The following is a 19877-nucleotide window of genomic DNA, read 5'->3' as shown; positions in this document are numbered from 1 at the left end:
CTTATCCCTGATGCTCGGCGCCGATGCCCTGAAACATGGCACGCAGATCGACGGTGCTTCGGTCGCCAACCGCATCAAAGTTGGTCTTGAGCCAGTCCTTGGCGGTGTCGCGCCCGATGTCACGCAGCCGGGTCAGAAAGGCCCATTCCACGTTCATTTTTGATGAGGCCCCCATCGGCTTTAGCGCAGCCTCGTTTTCCATGATGTGCACGCGCACGGGGCGGTATTGATCGGTTGTAAGCTTGCCTTCGCGGATCAGGCGGTCAACAAAGTCGATGGCGCGCAATTCCTTGAGAAGACTGGAATTAAAGCTGATTTCATTCAGACGATTGTCGATTTCCTGTGGCGTGCGCGGCGCGCCCTTGCGTTCGATCGGGTTGATCTGGATGACCACGATATCGTCGGTGCCAGTCTCTTTGTAGAGCGGGAACAGCGAGGGATTGCCCATATAGCCGCCATCCCAGTAGGGCACGCCGTCAATCTCGACCGCCTGATAGATGCTGGGCAAACAGGCCGAGGCCATGACCATATCGGCGGTGAGATCCTTGCGCGGAAACACCTTGACCTTGCCGCTCTCGACATTGGTGGCCGAGATGAACAGCTTGAAGGCGGTACAGTTGCGCACCATCTCGAAATCAATACTCTCTTCGACCAGATCGCGCAGCGGATTGATGTTCATCGGGTTGAGCTGATAGGGCGAGGCGACGCCCGAGAGGGCATTCATGAAATGATAGAACGGGTTGTTCTCCAGCCCCCAGTTGCCGGTCATGCGGTCAATCGGTGTGCGTTGCAGCGGGCTTTGCTGGGCGCTTTTGCTCATGCAGTGCCAGAATTTTTCAAGCGCGGCGCGCGCGCCGTCGGGCCCGTCGCGGGTATAGCCATCGGCCAGGGCGACGGCATTCATCGCCCCCGCCGAGGTGCCGGAGACACCGGTAATCTGCAACCGGCCATCTTCAAGGATATGGTCAAGAACCCCCCAGGAGAACGCGCCATGCGCGCCGCCGCCCTGCAGGGCGAGGTTGATCGGTTTGGTGGTCCTGCTCATCTGTTCAATGTCCTGAATTCAAAAGGGGGCCGTCAAAAGGGCGCATATCACGCCCCCGAGGATATCAGGCCAGATAGTCACGCGCCACCCGGCCATAGGGCAGGGTGAGATCGGCAATGATATGCTGGCCTTCGATCACGCGGCGCACAGGCAGGTCGGCCACCGGCGCATTCACATGCGGGACAAGGTGAAGCCGTGCCGGCCCGCGCCAAAAGCCTTTGACGGTGATGTCGGTCATCGCGAAAGACACCAGCTCTGCGATCCGCGGCTTGCCGGTCACGCAGGGGATGATCTTGAGGTTGACGGCCGTTTTGGCAAGCTTCTTGGCACAGTCCTGCGGCGTGTCGCAGGCGGTGTCGTGCTTATAGACCATCGTGCCCATCGCGACCCGCTGACCGGTATAATTCAGCGTCCCGGTCAGAGTGTCTTTTTCGACCTTCATCTCCGGCTCGCCCCAGCGTTTGGGAAAGCCCCAGATCTCGCGCCCGGCGGTGATGGGCAGTTCGTCATTGAGAAACATCATCGCTGTGTAATTCACCGGCGCGCCGTTGAGGGTGCAGGGGATAACAATGCCGGATTCCTGATAGGCGCCAAAGCCCTCTCCCGGCCCCGCCTGCGACAGTAGTACCAAACTCCATCCCTCCGCAAAACGTGATCTCTCGCCGGGCCGCAAAACCACAGTCTCTGCAAAGCGCATTGCACATCTCGCCGACCTCACATCCGGTTTGCCGCAGGATGATTGTCCACAGGCCGTCGGTTTGTGCTAGCGTCGCTGAGCCATATCCGGAGGGGAACGTGGTGGAACAGACAGAGAAATTCGAGCGCTTCAAGGCGCTTCATTTGCGCGACACCGCATTTGTCATGCCAAACCCGTGGGATGCAGGGTCGGCGCGGCTCCTGACAAGCCTCTGCCGCGAGGTCGACAAGCCGGTGAATGTGGTCATGGGGCTCAAGGGCAAGGCCTTTACCGTAGACGAGCTGTCGGGAGCCGGGGTGCGCCGCATCAGCGTCGGCGGCTCTTTCGCGCGCGCCGCCCTGGGTGCGCTGATGCGCGCCGCCGAAGAAGTCAGGACATCCGGCACCTTCAGCTATGCGACCGAGGCCATTCCAGGCAGCGTGATAAGCCAACTGATGTTGCAGGATCAGCATCAGACCAGAGTGTGAAATCCCGATCCCTCGCATCGGGACGCGCGCCGATCAAACGTCTTATAGCGTTGATCAGGGCGATAGGCTAACCTGCCCGGGGGCAACCGGGGGGAGGACGTGATGTTTGACCTTGATCATGTGGATGAAATCGACCGTGTGCTGCGCGGGGTAGAGACCGGGCGCGACCGGCTGGTCTCGGACAGTTGGCGGCGCTGCGTCGACACCTATGGCATGGATCCCTCGCGACCGGACCCCGCGCATATCGTCACCGAAACCGAACTGCGCGAGCATCGCGAACAATCCGAACGGCTGATTGCCACGGCGCGATCAGGCCTGCAGGCTTTGTTCCGGCAGGTCGCTGGCCAGAATTACGTTCTGCTGCTGGCCAATGCGCAGGGGGTCTGCGTCGATTTCTTTGGCGATCCGCGCTTTGAGGATCAGCTGCGCCAGGCCGGGCTCTACCTCGGTTCGAACTGGACAGAGGATCTGGCAGGCACCTGCGGTGTCGGCTCCTGCATCGTTACCCACGAGGCGATCACCATCCACCAGAGCGATCATTTCGGCCTGGCGCATATGCCGCTGTCCTGTACCGCGGCCCCGATATTCGACACGCATGGCGAGTTGTCTGCGGTGCTCGACATCTCGCTGCTGCGCTCGCCCTCGCCGAAATCCACGCAGAACCTCGCCATGAGCCTGGTGACCGCCTCGGCGCGGCGGGTCGAAATGGCCAACCTGATGGCGATGACCCGGCGTGACTGGGTGCTGCGCTTTTCGACCAGCCCGGAATTCCTTGAGGTCGACCCCGAGGCCGCCGTGGCGCTGGACGGCTCGGGGCGGATCGTGGGCATCACGTCAGGGGCGCGGCGCACGCTTGATCCGAAAGGGCACGCCCGCCTGATCGGCTCGCGCATTGATGACTGGCTTGAGCTGCGCATCGACGATCTGCCGGATCTGATGCGCGGACGGCCCACCGAGGAACGCGTGTTGCGGATGAAGGACGGGCGCGGCCTGTTTGGCCATGCCATCGCGCCCCAGACCCCGCAGATGACCGCGGCCTTGCGCCGCCATGTGAGCGCGCCGCCCGGCGCATTGGGAAGTTTCGCCGGACCCGACCCCGCGCTGGAGCGGCTGCTGGCACAGGCGGCGCGGCTGGCACCGACACAGGTGCCGCTGCTGATGACCGGAGAGACCGGCACCGGCAAGGAAAAGCTGGCTCGTGCCATCCATGTCGCCTGTGCCAGAGGGCGCGGATTTCACGCGCTGCGCTGCGGCGGGTCCGACATGATCGCGGCGCTGGACGAGGTGGGCCCCGGCACTGTGTTCCTGCGTGGCGTCGAAAACCTGTCAACCGATGCGCAATCCGCCGTTTTGACGCTGCTCGACCGCCGGGCTGACCTGCGAATTCTGGCCTCGTGCCGTTGCACGCCAATGGCCTTGTCCGAGGTGCTGCGCGATGATCTGTTCTTTCGCCTGGCGGGCGCCACCCTCTCGCTGCCGCCGCTGCGCCATCGCGGCGATCTGGACTGGCTGATTGACCGGTTGCTGCGGCGGAGCTGCACCGAAGACATCCGGCTGTCGCCTGCGGCGCGCGCCGAACTCAAGTCGCGCCCCTGGCCCGGCAATATCCGCGAGCTGGAACAGGTTCTGGAGGTTGCCGTGGCGCTCTGTGAGGGTATGGTGATCGACCTGCCGGACTTGCCCGCCCCGCCGCAACAGGCCGCGCCGCAGCCGTCGGAAGGCGACGACCTTGAGGCGTTGCTGAAGGCTTGCGGCTGGAATATGGCGCAGGCGGCGCGCCGGATGGGGGTGAACCGCTCGACCGTGCTGCGGCGCATCCGCAAGGCCGGCCTGAGCCCGCCGACCTGAAGCTGTTGCGTGTTGCGCACCTGTTGCGCGCGCAACAAGGCGGGCGGTTTTTGAGGTATTTGCCTTGCGCAGGCCCGCAACCCCGTTGCCTGAACGGTCTCGGCTTTGCAGGCTCGCGTTCGGAGGACTTTCGGAAAACATAAAGGGAGGAGCATATGCTCGATTCAACACTGACTGACCAGACCCAGGCCTTTCTGGACGACTTTGGGGCCGCGCTGGAACAGGGCGACATTGCTCGGGCGCGGGACATGTTTCAGGATGACTGCTACTGGCGCGATCTTGTGACGTTCACCTGGAACTTGAAGACGGTCGAGGGCAAGGACCAGGTCGAGGACATGCTGAAACACCAGCTTGCGACCACCAAACCCGCCGGCTGGGCACTGGCCGAAGGCGAGACCCCGACCGAGGAGGGTGGCGTTGTCACGGCCTGGATCAGGTTCGAGACCGCTGTCGCACGCGGTTTCGGCCTGATGCGCCTCAAGGATGGCAGGATCTGGACCCTGCTGACCACCATGGTCGAGCTGAAGGGCCATGAGGAACCAGCGGGGTTCAACCGCCCGCTGGGGGCAAAGCATGGCGCCGACAAAGGCCGCGAGACCTGGGCCGAAGAGCGCGAACGCGAGGCGGCGGAGCTGGGCTATGAGACCCAGCCCTATTGCCTGATCATCGGCGGTGGACAGGGTGGCATCGCGATGGGCGCGCGTTTGCGCCAGCTCGGCGTGCCGACAATCATCGTCGAACGCAACGACCGGCCCGGCGACAGCTGGCGCAAGCGCTACAAGTCGCTCTGCCTGCATGACCCGGTCTGGTACGACCATCTGCCCTATATCAAGTTCCCCGAAAATTGGCCGGTCTTCGCGCCCAAGGACAAGATCGGCGACTGGCTTGAGATGTACACCAAGGTGATGGAGCTTAACTACTGGACGCGCACCACCGCCAAATCCGCCAGTTTCGACGAGAAAACCAAAGAATGGACCGTCGTGGTGGATCGCGATGGTGAAGAGGTCGTCCTGCGGCCCAAACAGCTGGTCATGGCGACCGGCATGTCCGGCAAAAAGCGGATGCCCGACTTTCCCGGCATGGACTGCTTCAAGGGGGCGCAACAGCATTCGTCGAAACATGCGGGCCCCGATCAGTGGTCCGGCAAGAAGGTGGTTGTCGTCGGCTCCAACAACTCGGCGCATGACATCTGTGCCGCGCTTTGGGAACATGACGCCGACGTGACCATGATCCAGCGGTCCTCGACCCATATCGTGCGCTCGGATTCGCTGATGGAGATCGGCCTTGGCGCGCTCTATTCCGAAGAGGCGGTGCGCAACGGGGTGACGACCGAAAAAGCCGATCTGATCTTTGCCTCGCTGCCCTATCGCATCCTGCACGAGTTCCAGATCCCGGCCTATGAGGCGATGAAGGAGCGCGACAAGGAGTTCTACGACGGGCTGGAAAAGGCGGGCTTCTGGCTGGACTGGGGCGATGACGGGTCGGGCCTGTTCATGAAGTACCTGCGGCGCGGGTCGGGGTATTACATCGACGTGGGTGCCAGCCAGCTGATCATTGACGGCAAGGTCAAGCTGAAGCGTGGACAGGTCAAGGAACTGGACGAGACCGGCGTGATCCTCGACGATGGCACTCATCTGGAGGCCGATCTGGTGGTCTATGCCACGGGCTACAACTCGATGAACGGCTGGGTCGCGGATCTGATGGGACAGGAGACGGCGGATAAGCTGGGCAAGTGCTGGGGCCTTGGCTCTGACACCACCAAGGATCCCGGTCCGTGGGAAGGCGAACAGCGCAACATGTGGAAACCGACGCAGGTGCCTGCCCTCTGGATGCACGGTGGCAACCTGCACCAGTCGCGCCACTACTCGCAGTTCCTGTCGCTGCAAATCAAGGCAAGGATGGAAGGCATCCCCACCCCGGTTTACGGGTTGCAGCCGGTGCACCATCTGAGCTGATACTCCGAATGCGCGCCCGGTCTCTCCGGATCGGGCGCGCGCAAGTCGCCGTTGATTGAGTATTTATGCCAAGAAGAAGCAGGGGGAATGCCCGAGGCTTGCGAAGGGGGCTTTGGCGGCCTAGGATTTGGGCAGATTTCAGCAAGGCAGCGTTTTCATGACCCATCGATTTGCGATCCGTGTCTATTATGAAGATACCGACATGGGCGGGATCGTCTATCATGCCAATTATCTTAAATTTATCGAACGCGCGCGCAGTGCCTGGGTGCGCGAGATGGGCATTGATCAGAATGCGATGCGCGAGCGCGACGGCATGATCTTTGCCGTGCGCCGGGTCGAGGCGGAGTATCTGGGGCCTGCGAAATTCGAAGACCAGCTTGAGGTCGAGACCCGGACCACGGCCGTCACCGGCGCACGGCTGGTGATGGAACAGAGGGTGGTGCGCGGTGAGGAGCTGCTTTTTCAGGCGGTGGTGACGGTTGTTTGCCTCAATGAGGCAGGACAGCCCGCACGTCTACCGGCAAATATCCGCCTGATCCTGCATTAAGCGGGCCGAAACCCGCATTGATGACGCGGATGTGTTGGCTTTCCCTCTGGAATTCGGATAGTTTGCCCCGCAAAAGGGCCGAAAAAATTGGCCAACCCATAAAGAGCAGGCAGATGGAAGCAGAAACCCTGGCATTGGCACAGGAGATGGATTTCTCCATGTGGGCGCTATTCGCACGCGCAACCCTTATCGTAAAACTTGTGATGTTGATGCTGGTCGTGGCCTCGTTCTGGTCCTGGTCGATCATCGTTCAGAAGATCATCACCTATCGCAAGGCCCGCCTTGAGGCCGAGGTTTTTGACCGCCGGTTCTGGTCCGGCGAGCCGCTGGACACGTTGTTTGACGAAATCGGCGCCGAACCAGCCGGTCAGTCGGAGCGCATCTTTGCCGCCGGGATGATGGAATGGCGGCGCAGTCACCGCAATGACGGTGGGTTGATCGCCGGGGCGACGGCGCGGATTGATCGCAGCATGGACGTCGCGATTGTCAAAGAGGCCGAAGGCTTGCAGGGCGGTTTGCAGGTGCTGGCGACGGTCGGCTCGACCGCGCCGTTTATCGGGCTGTTCGGCACGGTCTGGGGCATCATGCATGCCTTCATCAACATCGCGGAGCAGCAGAACACCAACCTTGCCGTGGTCGCGCCGGGCATTGCCGAGGCGCTTTTGGCGACGGGTCTGGGGCTGTTGGCGGCGATTCCGGCGGTTATTTTCTATAACAAGCTGAGTGCGGACAGTGATCGCATCGTCGCGGGCTATGAGGCCTTTGCCGACGAGTTTGCCACCATTCTCAGCCGTCAGTTGGACAGCTAGGTCATGGGCGCGGGTGTCGTTCAGAAATCCGGCGATACGGGGCGGCGCAGGCGGGGCCGGGGCCGGTCGCGCCCGATGGCGGAAATCAACGTCACGCCCTTTGTCGATGTGATGCTGGTGCTGCTGATCATCTTCATGGTGGCGGCGCCGCTCATGACCGTGGGCGTGCCGGTGGAATTGCCGAAAACGGCGGCCAATGCGCTTCCGGGTGAGGAAGAAGAGCCGCTGAGTGTGACGATCACCGCCGAGGGCATCATCATGATCCAGACCACCGAGGTGGCGCGCGAGGATCTTGTGGCGCGGCTGCGCGCGATTGCAACAGAGCGCGACAGCACGCGGGTTTACCTGCGCGCCGATGGGGCGGTGCCCTATGCGCAGGTGATGCAGGTGATGGGCGCGCTGAACCGGGGTGGATTTGGCAATATCGGTCTGGTGACAGATACCGGTGGCCCTGCTCTTGACGGGCAGGGCGGCTAGGGGCGCATCTGGTGAATACCGGTCAGATCATATCTGGGGTGGGCCATCTGGCATTGATCGGCTGGGCCCTGATCGGTGGTGTTTTCCGATCCGATCCGTTGCCGTTCGAGGTGACGGAAGTCACTGCCATTTCAACCGAAGACTATGCCGCCCTTATGGCCCGCCAAAGCGCCCCCGAGGCCGTGGCCAGCGTTGACACGCCAGAGCCGCCTGCGCCGGGCGATCTTGCGCCGAACCTGTCGTCAGAGGCCGATGCCGCCCCCGAGGTGACCCAGCCCGAGGCAAGCGATACCCCGCCGCCCGACGCCGCGCCAGATGTGTCGCAGATGACGCCGCCAACCCCTGCTGATGTGGCGGACGAGCCGCCGGTGCTTGAGGTGCCGCAAGAGGATGTGGCGGCCCTGGTGCCGGAGGTCTCGCCGCGCCTGCAACCGCGTCCTGCCCCCCGTGTCGCCCCCGAGGCCGTGGCCCGACCCGAGCCGGACGCGAAGATTGACGATGTGGCCAGCCCCGAAGTTGCCCCCGATCAGGGCGCCGAGGTGGTCGAGAAACCCGCCGAGGCCACCGCGCCCGAAGAGGCCGCGACCGAGATCGTGACAGAGGCCGAAAAGTTTGAGCAGGCGGCGCCGTCGGTGTCGATGCGCCCCAAGGCGCGGCCTGCGCGTGCCACCGAAGTGGCCCAGGAGGCGCCGAAACCTGCGCCCAAACCCGCCGCCAAGACACCCGCTACCGATAAGGCGGCGGTCAACGATGCGCTTGCGGCGGCGCTTGGAGGCGGACAGGAAAGCCGTGATCACCCAAGCGGGCCGCCGCTGACCTCTGGCGAAAAGGACGCCTTGCGCGTCGCGGTTCAGCAATGCTGGAACGTTGGCAGCCTGAGTTCGGACGCCCTGCGCACGACGGTTGTGGTCGCGGTCAGCATGGGCGAGGATGGCAAACCGAATAGCCGTTCGATCCGTATGCTGAGCGCGTCGGGCGGCGGCGACACGGCGGCAAAACAGGCGTTCGAGGCGGCGCGCCGGGCGATCATCCGCTGTGGCGCGCGCGGATTCAGCCTTCCGGTTGAGAAGTACGACAGCTGGCGTGATATAGAAATGACATTTAATCCGGAGAAAATGAGGATCAAATGATGCGTATGTTAGTGACCCTCCTGATGGCCCTGTCGCTTTGGGCCCTACCTGCAGTGGCGCAGAGCAATGGCCCCCTTCGGATCGAGATCACCGAAGGGGTGATCGAGCCGCTGCCCTATGCGGTGCCTGATTTCGTGTCCGACAATAGCGCAGGTGCGGATTTTGGCCGCCGGATCGCGCGGGTCATTGCCTCGGATTTGAGCGGGACCGGGCTGTTTCGTGAAATTCCCGGCGAAGCGCATATCAGCCGGATCACCAGCTTTGAAAGCCCGGTGCAATATGCCGACTGGAAGGCGATCAATGCGCAGGCGCTGATCACCGGCGCGGTGAGTGTCGACAATGTCGGCAAGCTTGTGGTGCGGTTCCGGATTTACGATGTCTTTTCGGGGCAGGAACTTGGCAACGGTTTGCAGCTTGTCGGCACGCAGGAAGGCTGGCGGCGGATGGCCCATAAGGTTGCCGATCAGGTGTACACCCGGATCACCGGCGAGGGCGGGTATTTCGATAGCCGCGTGGTGTTTGTCGGCGAAAGCGGCCCCAAGGACAAGCGCGCCAAGCGTCTGGCGATCATGGATTATGACGGTGCCAACGTGAGCTATCTTACCGACAGTTCAAGCATCGTTCTGGCGCCGCGGTTTTCGCCCACCGGCGACCGGGTGCTTTACACCAGCTATGAAACCGGATTTCCGCGCATCTATGTTCTCGACGTGGCCAGCGTCGGGCGTCGCGCGCTTGAAACTCAGGTCGGCACGATGAGCTTTGCGCCGCGCTTTGGCCCCGATGGGCGCATGGTGGTCTATTCGCTGACGCAGAACGGCAATAGCGATATTTTCAAGATGGACATCAACAGCGGCGCAAGCGCGCGGCTGACCGATGCGCCGTCGATTGAAACCGCCCCAAGCTTTAGCCCCAATGGAAGCCAGATCGTGTTTGAAAGTGACCGCTCGGGCACGCCGCAGCTTTACGTGATGTCGGCCAATGGCGGCGAGGCGCGCCGGATCAGCTTTGGTCAGGGGCGCTATGGCACGCCGGTCTGGTCGCCGCGCGGTGATCTCATTGCGTTCACCAAGCAATCCAAGGGCCGCTTTCATATCGGGGTGATGCGCACCGATGGCAGCGAAGAGCGCCTGTTGACGGCGTCGTTTCTGGACGAGGGCCCGACATGGGCCCCGAATGGCCGGGTGATCATGTTCACCCGTGAAACCCAGGGCGCGCAGGGGCAGGCCAGCCTCTATTCGGTGGATATCACCGGGCGCAATCTCAAGCAGGTGCAGACCACGACCGGGGCAAGTGATCCGTCGTGGTCGCCCTTGCAGAACTAAGCCGTGCGGCGCGCGTTTCCTTGGGGCGCGGGCTGTGATAAAAGAGCCAAGGGCATGAAAATAATGAACGGGGCAAAAATGACCTATCTGAGCAAAACACTTATCCTGTGCGCGGGGCTCGCTCTGGCGGGCTGTACCAACCCGGACCGGTTTGACGATACCAACACCGTTGATCTCAATGGCGCCAATGCCGGTGGATTGGCGGGGTCGGCGCAAGATCCGACGTCACCGGCCTATTTCCAACAGACCGTGGGCGACCGCGTTCTGTTTGCCGTCGACCAGTCGACGATCGGTGCCGAGGCGCAAGCAACCCTCGCCGGTCAGGCGCAATGGCTGATGTCGAACCCGGAATATACCGCCATCATCGAAGGCCATGCCGACGAGCAGGGCACGCGCGAATACAACCTCGCGCTTGGCGCGCGCCGGGCCAACGCCGCGCATGAATATCTGGTAAGCCAGGGCGTTGCCGCAAGCCGCCTCAAGGTGGTCAGCTATGGCAAGGAGCGCCCGATCGAGATTTGCAGCAACGAGGCCTGTTATGCCCAGAACCGCCGCGCGGTCACGGTCATCGCGGCAGGTCTGAGCAGCTAATCCAGGGGAGGTCGCATGCGCCATTTTGTCAAACTGCTGGTCTGTGTCGCGCTTTTGGGTCCCGTCGGGGCGCAGGCGCAATCAAGCGAGACGATTGCCGATATCCGGCAAGAGCTTTCGGTGCTGTTCGTCGAACTGCAAAAGCTCAAGCGCGAGCTGAGCACGACCGGATCAGCGGGGCAACTTGGCAGTGGCGGGTCGCTTGTGGATCGCGTCAACGCGATCGAAAGCGAGGTTCAGCGCTTGACCAAAAAGACCGAAGAGCTTGAGTTTCGGATTGACCGTGTCGTGAGCGATGGCACCAACCGTGTTGGCGATCTCGAGTTTCGCCTTTGCGAGATGGATGACGCCTGTGATGTCGGCACGTTAGAGACCGGCAGCACCCTTGGCGGGGTCGAGCCAACAACCGGGGGCGGCGGCTTTGTCGCCCCTGTCGAAAACGTTGATGCGCCGCTACTCGCCATGGGCGAGCAGGCCGATTTCGAGCGCGCCGAGGCGGCGTTGCGCGCGGGGCAATATAGCGAATCTGCCGCGCAATTCGCGGCGTTCCAGATGGCCTATCCCGGTGGGCCGCTGTCGGGGCGTGCCGGTCTTTTGCGTGGCGAGGCTCTGGAAGGGGCGAACCAGCAAAGCGATGCGGCGCGCGCCTATCTTGAAACCTTCAGTGGTGATCCCAATGGCCCCGAGGCGCCGGAGGCGCTTTACCGGCTGGGCCGCTCGCTTGGCCGGTTGGGACAGGCGGACGAGGCCTGCGCTACCCTTAGCCAGGTCGCGGCGCGCTATCCGCAATCCGCAGCGGTACAGTCGGCGCAGGGCGAGATGACCAATCTGGGCTGTCAGTGACGCAAGAGGCGACCGCCCTCTGGTGCCGGATTGCCGGGCATTTCCATCCCGATCCACCCTGCCGCCTTGGCGTCGCCGTGTCCGGCGGAAGCGATTCGCTGGCGCTTTTGGCGCTGCTTGACGATTGGCGCGAAAACGGCGGGCCAGAGGTGCTCGCGGTCACCGTCGACCATGGCCTGCGTTCTGAGGCGGCGCATGAAGCCGCAGAGGTTGCGCGGATTTGTGCCGCGCGCGGCATTCCCCACGAGACCTTGAGATGGCTGGATTGGGACGGGCAGGGCAACCTGCCCGATCGGGCCCGGCGCGCGCGCTATCGCCTGATGGCGGACTGGGCCGGGGACATCGGTCTTGGTGACATTGCCATTGGGCATACCGCCGACGATCAGGCCGAAACCTTTCTGATGCGGCTGGCGCGTGGCGCGGGTGTTGACGGGCTTTCGGCGATGCGCGCGCGATGGCAACAGGGCGATGTGTGGTTCCACCGGCCCCTGCTCGGCCTGAGGCGCGAGGTGCTGCGCGAGGTTCTGCGTGCACGGGGGCTGGCTTGGGTCGAGGACCCGACAAATGACGACGCGGCCTATGCCCGTGTGCGGGCGCGCGACGCGCTGACTGCGCTTGACCCCTTGGGGATTACGGTCGAGGGTCTTGCCGATGTGGCCCGGAAAATGGCCGATGTGCGTGCCACGCTTTATGGCTATGTATCTGACGCGGCAAAGGAAATCCTTCGGTTTGAGGCGGGCGACCTTGTGCTTGCGCGGGCAGGCTTTGCGGCGCTCCGCCCCGAGGTGGCGCGCCGGTTGCTGCAATCCATGCTTGGCTGGATCAGCGGCGCGGAGTACGTGCCGCGCGGCCGCGCGATGGATGGGTTCCTGGCCGCCGCTTATGCCGGGCAGGGGATGACCTTGCAGGGCTGTATGCTTAGCGCGACCGACTGCGAGATGCGCGTGAGCCGCGAGTATAACGCCGTGGTCGGGCTGCGTGTGCCCGCGCAGGGCGGGGTCTGGGACGGGCGCTGGCGCGTCGATCAGGGCCCTGACATGGCCGGTGCCGAACTGGCGGCATTGGGCGAAGCGGGCCTGCGCGCCTGTCCCGATTGGCGCCTCGGCGGAGTTCCGCACGCATCGGCCATGGCCTTGCCCGGGGTCTGGTTGGGCGATGAATTGCTGGCCGCACCGCTTGCGGGCTGGGCCAATGGCTGGTCGATCAAGGCGCTGCGCAGCGAGGAAGAGTTTTATAAAGCTCTATTATCTCATTGAAGATACAGGCGTGATCTCTATTTAAGAGGTGATGGTCCTGTGATAGGTGCAGGACAACCGAATTTTAAGGAGAGATTCCTTGGGTAACGCAAGAAATATCGCCTTCTGGCTGGTGTTGTTCCTGTTGATCCTGGCGCTGTTCAACCTGTTCAGTGGCTCAGGCAATACGCTGCAAAGCAGATCCGTGTCCTATTCCGAGTTTGTGGCCGCGATCGAGGACGGATCGGTCAGCCAGGTGACCCTGGATGGCGAAACGGTGCGCTATCGCACCACCGATGGCACCGATTATGCCGCGATCAAGCCCGAGGACGCCCAGATCACGCAGCGCCTGATCGAAGAGGGTATCCCGGTCAAGGCCGAAAGCCAGGAGCAGTCTGGCTTCCAGACCTTCCTCGTGTCGCTGCTTCCCTTCCTTCTGCTGATCGGTGTGTGGATTTATTTCATGAACCGCATGCAGGGTGGTGGCAAAGGCGGCGCCATGGGCTTTGGCAAATCCAAGGCCAAGATGCTGACTGAAAAGCATGGCCGGGTAACCTTTGACGATGTCGCAGGCATCGACGAGGCCAAGGAAGAGCTTGAAGAGATCGTCGAATTCCTGCGCAATCCGCAAAAATTCAGCCGCCTTGGTGGCAAGATCCCCAAAGGCGCGCTGCTTGTCGGCCCGCCGGGCACCGGTAAAACCCTTCTGGCGCGCGCGATTGCGGGCGAGGCGGGTGTGCCGTTTTTCACCATCTCTGGCTCTGACTTTGTGGAAATGTTTGTCGGCGTCGGCGCAAGCCGCGTGCGCGACATGTTCGAACAGGCCAAGAAAAACGCGCCCTGTATCGTCTTTATCGACGAAATCGACGCTGTGGGCCGCCATCGTGGTGCGGGCTATGGCGGCGGCAACGACGAGCGTGAACAGACGCTTAACCAGTTGCTCGTGGAAATGGACGGGTTTGAGGCAAACGAAGGTGTGATCATCATCGCGGCCACCAACCGTAAGGATGTTCTTGACCCCGCCCTGTTGCGCCCCGGTCGCTTTGACCGCCAGGTCACCGTGCCCAACCCCGATATCAAGGGCCGCGAGAAAATTCTCGGGGTTCACGCCCGCAAGACGCCGCTTGGGCCGGATGTCGATCTGCGCCTGATTGCGCGCGGCACGCCCGGTTTCTCGGGGGCTGATCTTGCCAACCTCGTCAACGAGGCCGCGCTTACGGCGGCCCGCGTGGGGCGTCGGTTTGTCACCATGATCGACTTTGAGAATGCCAAGGACAAGGTGATGATGGGGGCCGAGCGCCGGTCGATGGTTCTGACCGACGATCAAAAGGAAAAGACCGCCTATCACGAGGCCGGTCATGCGGTGGTCGGGCTTGCCCTGCCGAAATGTGATCCGGTCTATAAGGCCACGATCATCCCGCGTGGCGGGGCGCTTGGCATGGTGGTCAGCCTGCCCGAGATCGACCGCCTGAACTGGCATCGTTCGGAATGCGAGGAAAAGCTTGCGATGACCATGGCCGGCAAGGCCGCCGAAATCCTCAAGTACGGCGAGGATGATGTGAGCAACGGCCCGGCCGGTGATATCCAGCAGGCCAGCGGTTTGGCACGTGCGATGGTGATGCGGTGGGGCATGTCCGACAAGGTCGGCAATATCGATTACGAGCAGGCGCATGAAGGCTATATGGGCAATGGCGCCGGCGGGTTTTCGATTTCTGCGCATACCAAAGAGCTTATCGAAGAAGAGGTGAAACGCCTGATCGACGAGGCCTATCAGAGGGCCAAGAGCATTCTGACCGAACGCAAGGACGAATGGGAACGTCTGGGGCAGGGGCTTTTGGAATACGAAACCCTGACCGGTGAAGAAATCAAGCGGGTGCTGCGCGGCGAGCCGCCAACGGCCGATGATGATGACACAGACGGGAGCGCCGAGACCAGCAAACCCTCGATCACTGCCATTCCGAAGACCAAGCCCAAATCGTCACCCGGCGACGGCGGGCTGGAGCCCGAGCCGTCAACGTGAGCGGCCTCTCTGGAAAAGCTGATTGGAATCCCGGAGCCTATGCAAGGTTCCGGGATCAGCGTATGCGCCCCGCCCTCGACCTGTTGAATGCGGTTGGCCAGATGGGGGCTGGTGATATTATCGACCTTGGCTGTGGCAATGGCGCCATGGCCGAGGCCCTCAAGGCGCGGGCCAGTGCGCGGGACGTGATCGGCGTCGATGGTTCGCCCGCGATGCTTGAAAAGGCGCGTGCGACGAATGGGTATGCGTCGCTTCAGCAGGCGGATTTCAATGACTGGCACCCAAGGCGCGCGCCGGGGCTCATCTTTTCCAACGCGGCGCTGCATTGGGTCGGTGGGCATGAGGCATTGATGCCGCGGTTGGCGCGGATGCTGGGCAAGGGCGGTACGCTCGCGGTGCAGATGCCGCATCAGAACAAGGCGCCGTCGCATCGGGTCTGGCTTAGTCTTGTGGAAGAGCTGTTTCCCGGACGGGTTGAGAAAATGGGCACGCCCGGTGTGATGGCCCCGGTGAGATACGAGGAATTGCTGGCACCCATGGGACAGTTCCGTCTTTGGGAAACCGATTATTATCAACGTCTGACCGCCGAACCCGGCAGCCATCCGGTGCGCCGTTATACCGAGAGCACCTATGCGCGCCCGGTACTGGCCGCGCTTGATGCCGAAGAGAAGGCCGATCTCATTCGCCGCTATGAAGAGGTGATGCACGCCGCTTATCCGGTGCGCGCCGATGGCACGGTTTTGTTCCCGTTCCGGCGGCTGTTTTTCACGCTCACCGTCTGAGGCGGGTTGAGGGCGACCCTGCGGGGCGAGTATTTTTGCCAAGAAGAAGCACCGGGGTCTGAGATTTGGGAGAGTGGGCATGCCTGCACTGATGCCGACGGATTTTTCGGGAACGGTCACATGGCTTGGCCGGGTGGCCGATCGCGAGGCCACGCTTGAGGCGGAACCATTGCAAGAGGTTGCGGTCGGTTTTGCCGGGGTGGCGGGCGAAGAGCATGGCGGGCTGACGCGGCCATCCTGCAGCCGGGTTTTGTCGCAGCATCCCCGCAATACAGTGATCCGCAATGTGCGGCAGTTTTCGATTGTGAGCGCCGAGGAACTGGCATTGATCGCCGCCAAGATGGGGCTGGAGCGGATTGATCCGGCTTGGGTCGGGGCCTCGATGGTGGTCGAGGGCTTGGCGGATTTCACCCATCTGCCGCCGTCCTCGCGCCTGCAAGGGCCGGATGGGGTGACGCTTGTGGTGGATATGGAAAACCGGCCCTGTCAATTGCCCGCCAGGGTGATCGAGGGGGTGCACCCCGGTTTTGGCAAGGCGTTCAAGACGGCGGCCAAGGGGCGGCGCGGTGTGACCGCCTGGGTCGAGCGGGAAGGGCGGCTGGCGGTGGGCGATGGCCTGCGTCTGCATGTTCCTGATCAGCGGGCATGGCAGGGATTTTTGCCGCTGTTCGGCGAGGCGGGCTGAGAGGCCCGATGAGCGGCGGCGGTTTCTGATCGGAAACCAGACTGCGGCATCCCGCCGCAAGCGAGGCGGGATGTGTCGGATTCGCGTGCTGAACGGGGAGTCAAACTCGGTATAGCCGGACCAGACCCCTCCGCCCTGCGGACAGCATGAGGACCAAAAATGAGCTATAAATCAGACATCGAGATCGCGCGCGAAGCCAATAAGAAACCGATTCAGGAAATCGGTGCCAAGCTTGGCATCCCCACGGATCATCTTCTTCCCTATGGCCACGACAAGGCCAAGGTGAGTCAGGATTACATCACCTCGGTTCAGGGCAACAAGAATGGCAAGCTGATCCTTGTGACCGCGATCAACCCGACGCCTGCGGGCGAGGGCAAGACCACCACAACCGTGGGTCTGGGCGATGGTCTGAACCGGATCGGCAAAAAAGCGACGGTCTGTATCCGCGAGGCGAGCCTTGGGCCGAACTTTGGCATGAAGGGCGGGGCCGCCGGCGGTGGTTATGCGCAGGTTGTGCCGATGGAGGATATGAACCTTCATTTTACCGGCGATTTTCACGCCATCACCTCGGCGCACAGCCTGTTGAGCGCGATGATCGACAACCACATCTATTGGGGCAATGAAGAAGATATCGACGTGCGCCGCGTTGTGTGGCGCCGCGTGGTTGACATGAACGACCGCGCCCTGCGCCAGATCAACGTGTCGCTTGGCGGTGTGGCCAACGGTTTCCCGCGCGAGGGTGGCTTTGACATCACCGTGGCCTCTGAAGTCATGGCGATCCTGTGTCTGTCGCTGAACCTGAAAGACCTTGAAAAGCGTCTTGGCGACATGATCGTGGCTTATCGGCGCGACCGCACGCCGGTGTTCTGCCGCGATATCAAGGCACAGGGCGCGATGACCGTTCTGCTCAAGGACGCGATGCAGCCCAACCTGGTGCAGACCCTGGAAAACAACCCGGCCTTTGTGCATGGCGGCCCGTTTGCCAATATCGCGCATGGCTGTAACTCGGTCATCGCGACCACGACCGCGTTGAAGATCAGCGAATACGTGGTCACCGAGGCGGGCTTTGGTGCCGATCTTGGGGCTGAGAAGTTCATGAACATCAAGTGCCGCAAGGCCGGTCTTGCGCCCGATTGCGTGGTGCTTGTCGCCACTGTGCGCGCGATGAAGATGAATGGCGGCGTGGCCAAGGCCGATCTTGGCGCCGAGAATGTCGAGGCCGTCAAGGCGGGCTGTCCGAACCTTGGCCGTCACATCGAGAACATCAAATCCTTTGGTGTGCCGGTTGTCGTGGCGATCAACCACTTCGTCACCGATACCGAGGCCGAAGTGGCCGCGGTCAAGGAATATGTTGCAAGCCACGGTGCCGAGGCGGTTCTGTCGCGTCACTGGGAACTTGGCTCGGAAGGCTCAGAGCCGCTGGCGCGCAAGGTCGTCGAAGTGGCCGAGGCCGGAAATGCCAATTTCGCCCCGCTTTACGCTGATGAAATGCCGCTGTTCCAGAAGATGGAAACCATCGCCAAGCGGATCTACCGTGCGGATGAGGTGCTTGCGGACAAGAAAATCCGCGACCAGCTCAAGGCCTGGGAAGAGCAGGGCTATGGCAATCTGCCGATCTGTATGGCCAAGACGCAGTATTCCTTTACCACTGACCCGAGCGTGCGCGGTGCGCCAACCGGGCATTCGGTGCCAGTGCGCGAAGTACGCCTGAGCGCAGGGGCCGGGTTTATCGTTGCCGTCTGTGGTGAGATCATGACCATGCCTGGCCTGCCTAGCAAACCGGCGGCGGAGAACATTCACCTGAATGATGGTGGTCAGATCGAAGGTCTGTTCTAAGACGGAAACTGCGTGGGTTGCACCCACCCTACGGAATGACTGTAGGGTGGGTGCAACCCGCCACGCTGGAAGGAAGAAAAATGACGGCGCAGATTATCGACGGCAAGGCCTTTGCGGCCACGATCCGGGACAAGGTGGCGGGCCATGTGGCGCGGCTAAAGGCGGATCACGGCATTACCCCCGGCCTTGCGGTGGTGCTTGTGGGCGAAGACCCGGCGAGCCAGGTCTATGTGCGTTCAAAGGGCAAGCAGACCGTTGAGGTTGGCATGCAATCCTTTGAGCACAAGCTTGATGTGGACACCTCAGAGGCCGATCTTCTGGCGCTGGTCGAGCGGCTTAATGGCGACCCGGCGGTGCATGGCATTCTGGTGCAATTGCCCTTGCCCAAGCATCTTGATGAAGACCTTGTGATCAACTCGATTGATCCGGCCAAGGATGTGGACGGGTTCCACATTTCCAACGTCGGGCTTTTGGGCACCGGGCAGAAATCCATGGTGCCCTGCACGCCGCTTGGCTGTCTGATGATGCTGCGCGATTTTCACGGGTCGCTGTCGGGGATGGATGCGGTGGTGATCGGGCGCAGCAATATCGTGGGCAAGCCGATGGCACAGCTTTTGCTTGGCGATAGCTGTACCGTGACGATTGCCCATAGCCGGACTAAGGACATCGCCGATGTGGTACGGCGCGCCGATATCGTGGTGGCCGCTGTTGGCCGCCCCGAGATGGTGCCGGGCGACTGGATCAAGCCGGGCGCAACGGTGATTGACGTGGGCATCAACCGGATTGACGCGCCTGAAAAGGGCGAGGGCAAGACCCGCCTTGTGGGCGATGTCGATTTCCCGAGCGTGTCCAAGGTGGCCGGGGCGATTACCCCGGTGCCGGGCGGCGTGGGCCCGATGACCATCGCCTGTCTTCTGGCCAATACCGTGACGGCGTGCTGTCGCGCCAACGGGCTTGAAGAGCCCGAGGGGCTGACCGCCTAAGCAAAGCGGATCAGAGTAAAAGAAAGCCCCGGCAAGGTCACTTGCCGGGGCTTTTTTGTGGGCCTGTCAGAAAATCGTGTTGGTCAGGATTGAGCCCCAAGCGGTCATGGGCCAACTCTCTCTCAAGGTGATATTTGAACCCGGCCAAAGGCTGTTAGCTCCACCCAGAGCCTTCGACTTAGTGTAGAATGAACGGCAGACTTGTGGCTCTGCTGGAACAGACACAAGCCCTTAAATTACCATCCATCCAACAGGTCAAACCTCGCAGCGCCACCCGTGACTCCCATTGAGAAGTATCAATTGGAACAACGCCGAGCAGAAGGCCTGCCAGATGGAACAAGGCTGAGCAGAGGGCTTGCCAGAATTTTGTTCGATCTAGGCGCTAGTTACGCAAATATTCCGCGTTATTTGTCGATAAGCCTAGCAAAATGTCTGAGAGGCGCATCCACAGCGCGAAAAGTTAAGGCGAAATCGGACAATGATATCGGCGAAGCGGAAGTCCGTTTTGTCCGGCGGTTTCAACGGGTCGATGCAACACTTTAATCTTTTGAGAGAGATGGAGTGATCATCATGAAGTATCGTCGCCGCATATTCTTCACGGACAA

General features: G+C 62.0%; 18 protein-coding genes. 16 read left to right on the top strand and 2 right to left on the bottom strand.

The features are described 5' to 3' along the window. Position 1 precedes the first annotated feature (1 nt). Complete coding sequence (locus BUB78_RS13210) at positions 2–1045, bottom strand: patatin-like phospholipase family protein (RefSeq protein ID WP_073198666.1); 1044 nt, start codon at positions 1043–1045, stop codon at positions 2–4. Between the two features lie 64 nt (positions 1046–1109). After that, positions 1110–1676 (bottom strand): acetoacetate decarboxylase, encoded by a 567-nt coding sequence (locus tag BUB78_RS13205; RefSeq protein WP_073198664.1) that lies wholly within the window; start codon positions 1674–1676, stop codon positions 1110–1112. Positions 1677–1843: 167 nt separating this feature from the next. Between BUB78_RS13205 and BUB78_RS13200 the strand changes: the two genes are divergently transcribed. The 16 genes from BUB78_RS13200 to folD all read left to right on the top strand — a co-directional run bounded on the left by BUB78_RS13200 (position 1844) and on the right by folD (position 19272). Further along, complete coding sequence (locus BUB78_RS13200; protein ID WP_073198663.1) at positions 1844–2209, top strand: isocitrate lyase/phosphoenolpyruvate mutase family protein; 366 nt, start codon at positions 1844–1846, stop codon at positions 2207–2209. A gap of 102 nt (positions 2210–2311) precedes the next feature. Further along, entirely contained in the window at positions 2312–4057 is a 1746-nt protein-coding gene (locus tag BUB78_RS13195; RefSeq protein ID WP_073198661.1) for a sigma-54-dependent Fis family transcriptional regulator, read from the top strand. A gap of 155 nt (positions 4058–4212) precedes the next feature. Beyond that, positions 4213–6012: an NAD(P)/FAD-dependent oxidoreductase gene (locus BUB78_RS13190; RefSeq protein WP_073198659.1), complete on the top strand. Its 1800-nt coding sequence runs from the start codon at positions 4213–4215 to the stop codon at positions 6010–6012. A gap of 157 nt (positions 6013–6169) precedes the next feature. After that, positions 6170–6559: a tol-pal system-associated acyl-CoA thioesterase gene (gene ybgC / locus BUB78_RS13185; protein ID WP_073198658.1), complete on the top strand. Its 390-nt coding sequence runs from the start codon at positions 6170–6172 to the stop codon at positions 6557–6559. A 113-nt stretch (positions 6560–6672) separates the two neighbouring features. After that, the gene (tolQ, locus tag BUB78_RS13180; protein WP_073198656.1) at positions 6673–7368 is read left to right on the top strand and encodes a protein TolQ; all 696 of its coding nucleotides are present in this window, start codon (positions 6673–6675) and stop codon (positions 7366–7368) included. A 3-nt stretch (positions 7369–7371) separates the two neighbouring features. Further along, positions 7372–7845 carry a protein TolR gene (gene tolR, locus BUB78_RS13175; RefSeq protein ID WP_073198654.1) on the top strand — a complete coding sequence of 158 codons (474 nt, stop codon included), beginning with the start codon at positions 7372–7374 and terminating at the stop codon, positions 7843–7845. 11 nt (positions 7846–7856) lie between these two features. Continuing rightward, positions 7857–8975, top strand: a complete 1119-nt coding sequence (locus BUB78_RS13170; protein ID WP_073198652.1) for an energy transducer TonB — start codon at positions 7857–7859, stop codon at positions 8973–8975. After that, positions 8972–10297, top strand: a complete 1326-nt coding sequence (gene tolB, locus BUB78_RS13165) for a Tol-Pal system beta propeller repeat protein TolB (RefSeq protein WP_073198650.1) — start codon at positions 8972–8974, stop codon at positions 10295–10297. Before BUB78_RS13170 ends, tolB begins: the two co-directional genes overlap by 4 nt. A 78-nt stretch (positions 10298–10375) precedes the next feature. After that, complete coding sequence (gene pal / locus BUB78_RS13160) at positions 10376–10888, top strand: peptidoglycan-associated lipoprotein Pal (protein ID WP_073198787.1); 513 nt, start codon at positions 10376–10378, stop codon at positions 10886–10888. A 15-nt stretch (positions 10889–10903) separates the two neighbouring features. Beyond that, positions 10904–11731: a tol-pal system protein YbgF gene (gene ybgF, locus BUB78_RS13155; RefSeq protein WP_073198648.1), complete on the top strand. Its 828-nt coding sequence runs from the start codon at positions 10904–10906 to the stop codon at positions 11729–11731. Further along, positions 11728–12987: a tRNA lysidine(34) synthetase TilS gene (tilS, locus tag BUB78_RS13150; RefSeq protein ID WP_084732870.1), complete on the top strand. Its 1260-nt coding sequence runs from the start codon at positions 11728–11730 to the stop codon at positions 12985–12987. Before ybgF ends, tilS begins: the two co-directional genes overlap by 4 nt. A gap of 79 nt (positions 12988–13066) precedes the next feature. Further along, the gene (ftsH, locus tag BUB78_RS13145) at positions 13067–14986 is read left to right on the top strand and encodes an ATP-dependent zinc metalloprotease FtsH (protein WP_073198646.1); all 1920 of its coding nucleotides are present in this window, start codon (positions 13067–13069) and stop codon (positions 14984–14986) included. After that, positions 14983–15768 (top strand): methyltransferase domain-containing protein, encoded by a 786-nt coding sequence (locus BUB78_RS13140; RefSeq protein WP_073198644.1) that lies wholly within the window; start codon positions 14983–14985, stop codon positions 15766–15768. Before ftsH ends, BUB78_RS13140 begins: the two co-directional genes overlap by 4 nt. A gap of 79 nt (positions 15769–15847) precedes the next feature. Then, positions 15848–16453: an MOSC domain-containing protein gene (locus BUB78_RS13135; RefSeq protein ID WP_073198642.1), complete on the top strand. Its 606-nt coding sequence runs from the start codon at positions 15848–15850 to the stop codon at positions 16451–16453. Positions 16454–16612: 159 nt separating this feature from the next. Beyond that, the gene (locus BUB78_RS13130; RefSeq protein ID WP_073198639.1) at positions 16613–18289 is read left to right on the top strand and encodes a formate--tetrahydrofolate ligase; all 1677 of its coding nucleotides are present in this window, start codon (positions 16613–16615) and stop codon (positions 18287–18289) included. 80 nt (positions 18290–18369) lie between these two features. After that, entirely contained in the window at positions 18370–19272 is a 903-nt protein-coding gene (gene folD, locus BUB78_RS13125; protein WP_073198637.1) for a bifunctional methylenetetrahydrofolate dehydrogenase/methenyltetrahydrofolate cyclohydrolase FolD, read from the top strand. The last annotated feature ends 605 nt before the right edge of the window (positions 19273–19877 follow it).

This window comes from Roseovarius marisflavi (assembly GCF_900142625.1).
Lineage (GTDB): Bacteria > Pseudomonadota > Alphaproteobacteria > Rhodobacterales > Rhodobacteraceae > Roseovarius > Roseovarius marisflavi.
The sequence above is the reverse complement of the archived record's forward strand: the minus strand, read 5'-3'. Positions and strand labels throughout refer to the sequence as shown.

What these genes read in the sequence shown, in the direction of transcription:
- BUB78_RS13210 (WP_073198666.1), bottom strand. Translation starts at nt 1,045, where the DNA reads ATGAGCAGGACCACCAAACCGATCAACCTCGCCCTGCAGGGCGGCGGC.
- BUB78_RS13195 (WP_073198661.1), top strand. Translation starts at nt 2,312, where the DNA reads ATGTTTGACCTTGATCATGTGGATGAAATCGACCGTGTGCTGCGCGGG.
- BUB78_RS13190 (WP_073198659.1), top strand. Translation starts at nt 4,213, where the DNA reads ATGCTCGATTCAACACTGACTGACCAGACCCAGGCCTTTCTGGACGAC.
- ybgC (WP_073198658.1), top strand. Translation starts at nt 6,170, where the DNA reads ATGACCCATCGATTTGCGATCCGTGTCTATTATGAAGATACCGACATG.
- tolQ (WP_073198656.1), top strand. Translation starts at nt 6,673, where the DNA reads ATGGAAGCAGAAACCCTGGCATTGGCACAGGAGATGGATTTCTCCATG.
- tolR (WP_073198654.1), top strand. Translation starts at nt 7,372, where the DNA reads ATGGGCGCGGGTGTCGTTCAGAAATCCGGCGATACGGGGCGGCGCAGG.
- tolB (WP_073198650.1), top strand. Translation starts at nt 8,972, where the DNA reads ATGATGCGTATGTTAGTGACCCTCCTGATGGCCCTGTCGCTTTGGGCC.
- pal (WP_073198787.1), top strand. Translation starts at nt 10,376, where the DNA reads ATGACCTATCTGAGCAAAACACTTATCCTGTGCGCGGGGCTCGCTCTG.
- ybgF (WP_073198648.1), top strand. Translation starts at nt 10,904, where the DNA reads ATGCGCCATTTTGTCAAACTGCTGGTCTGTGTCGCGCTTTTGGGTCCC.
- BUB78_RS13135 (WP_073198642.1), top strand. Translation starts at nt 15,848, where the DNA reads ATGCCTGCACTGATGCCGACGGATTTTTCGGGAACGGTCACATGGCTT.
- BUB78_RS13130 (WP_073198639.1), top strand. Translation starts at nt 16,613, where the DNA reads ATGAGCTATAAATCAGACATCGAGATCGCGCGCGAAGCCAATAAGAAA.
- folD (WP_073198637.1), top strand. Translation starts at nt 18,370, where the DNA reads ATGACGGCGCAGATTATCGACGGCAAGGCCTTTGCGGCCACGATCCGG.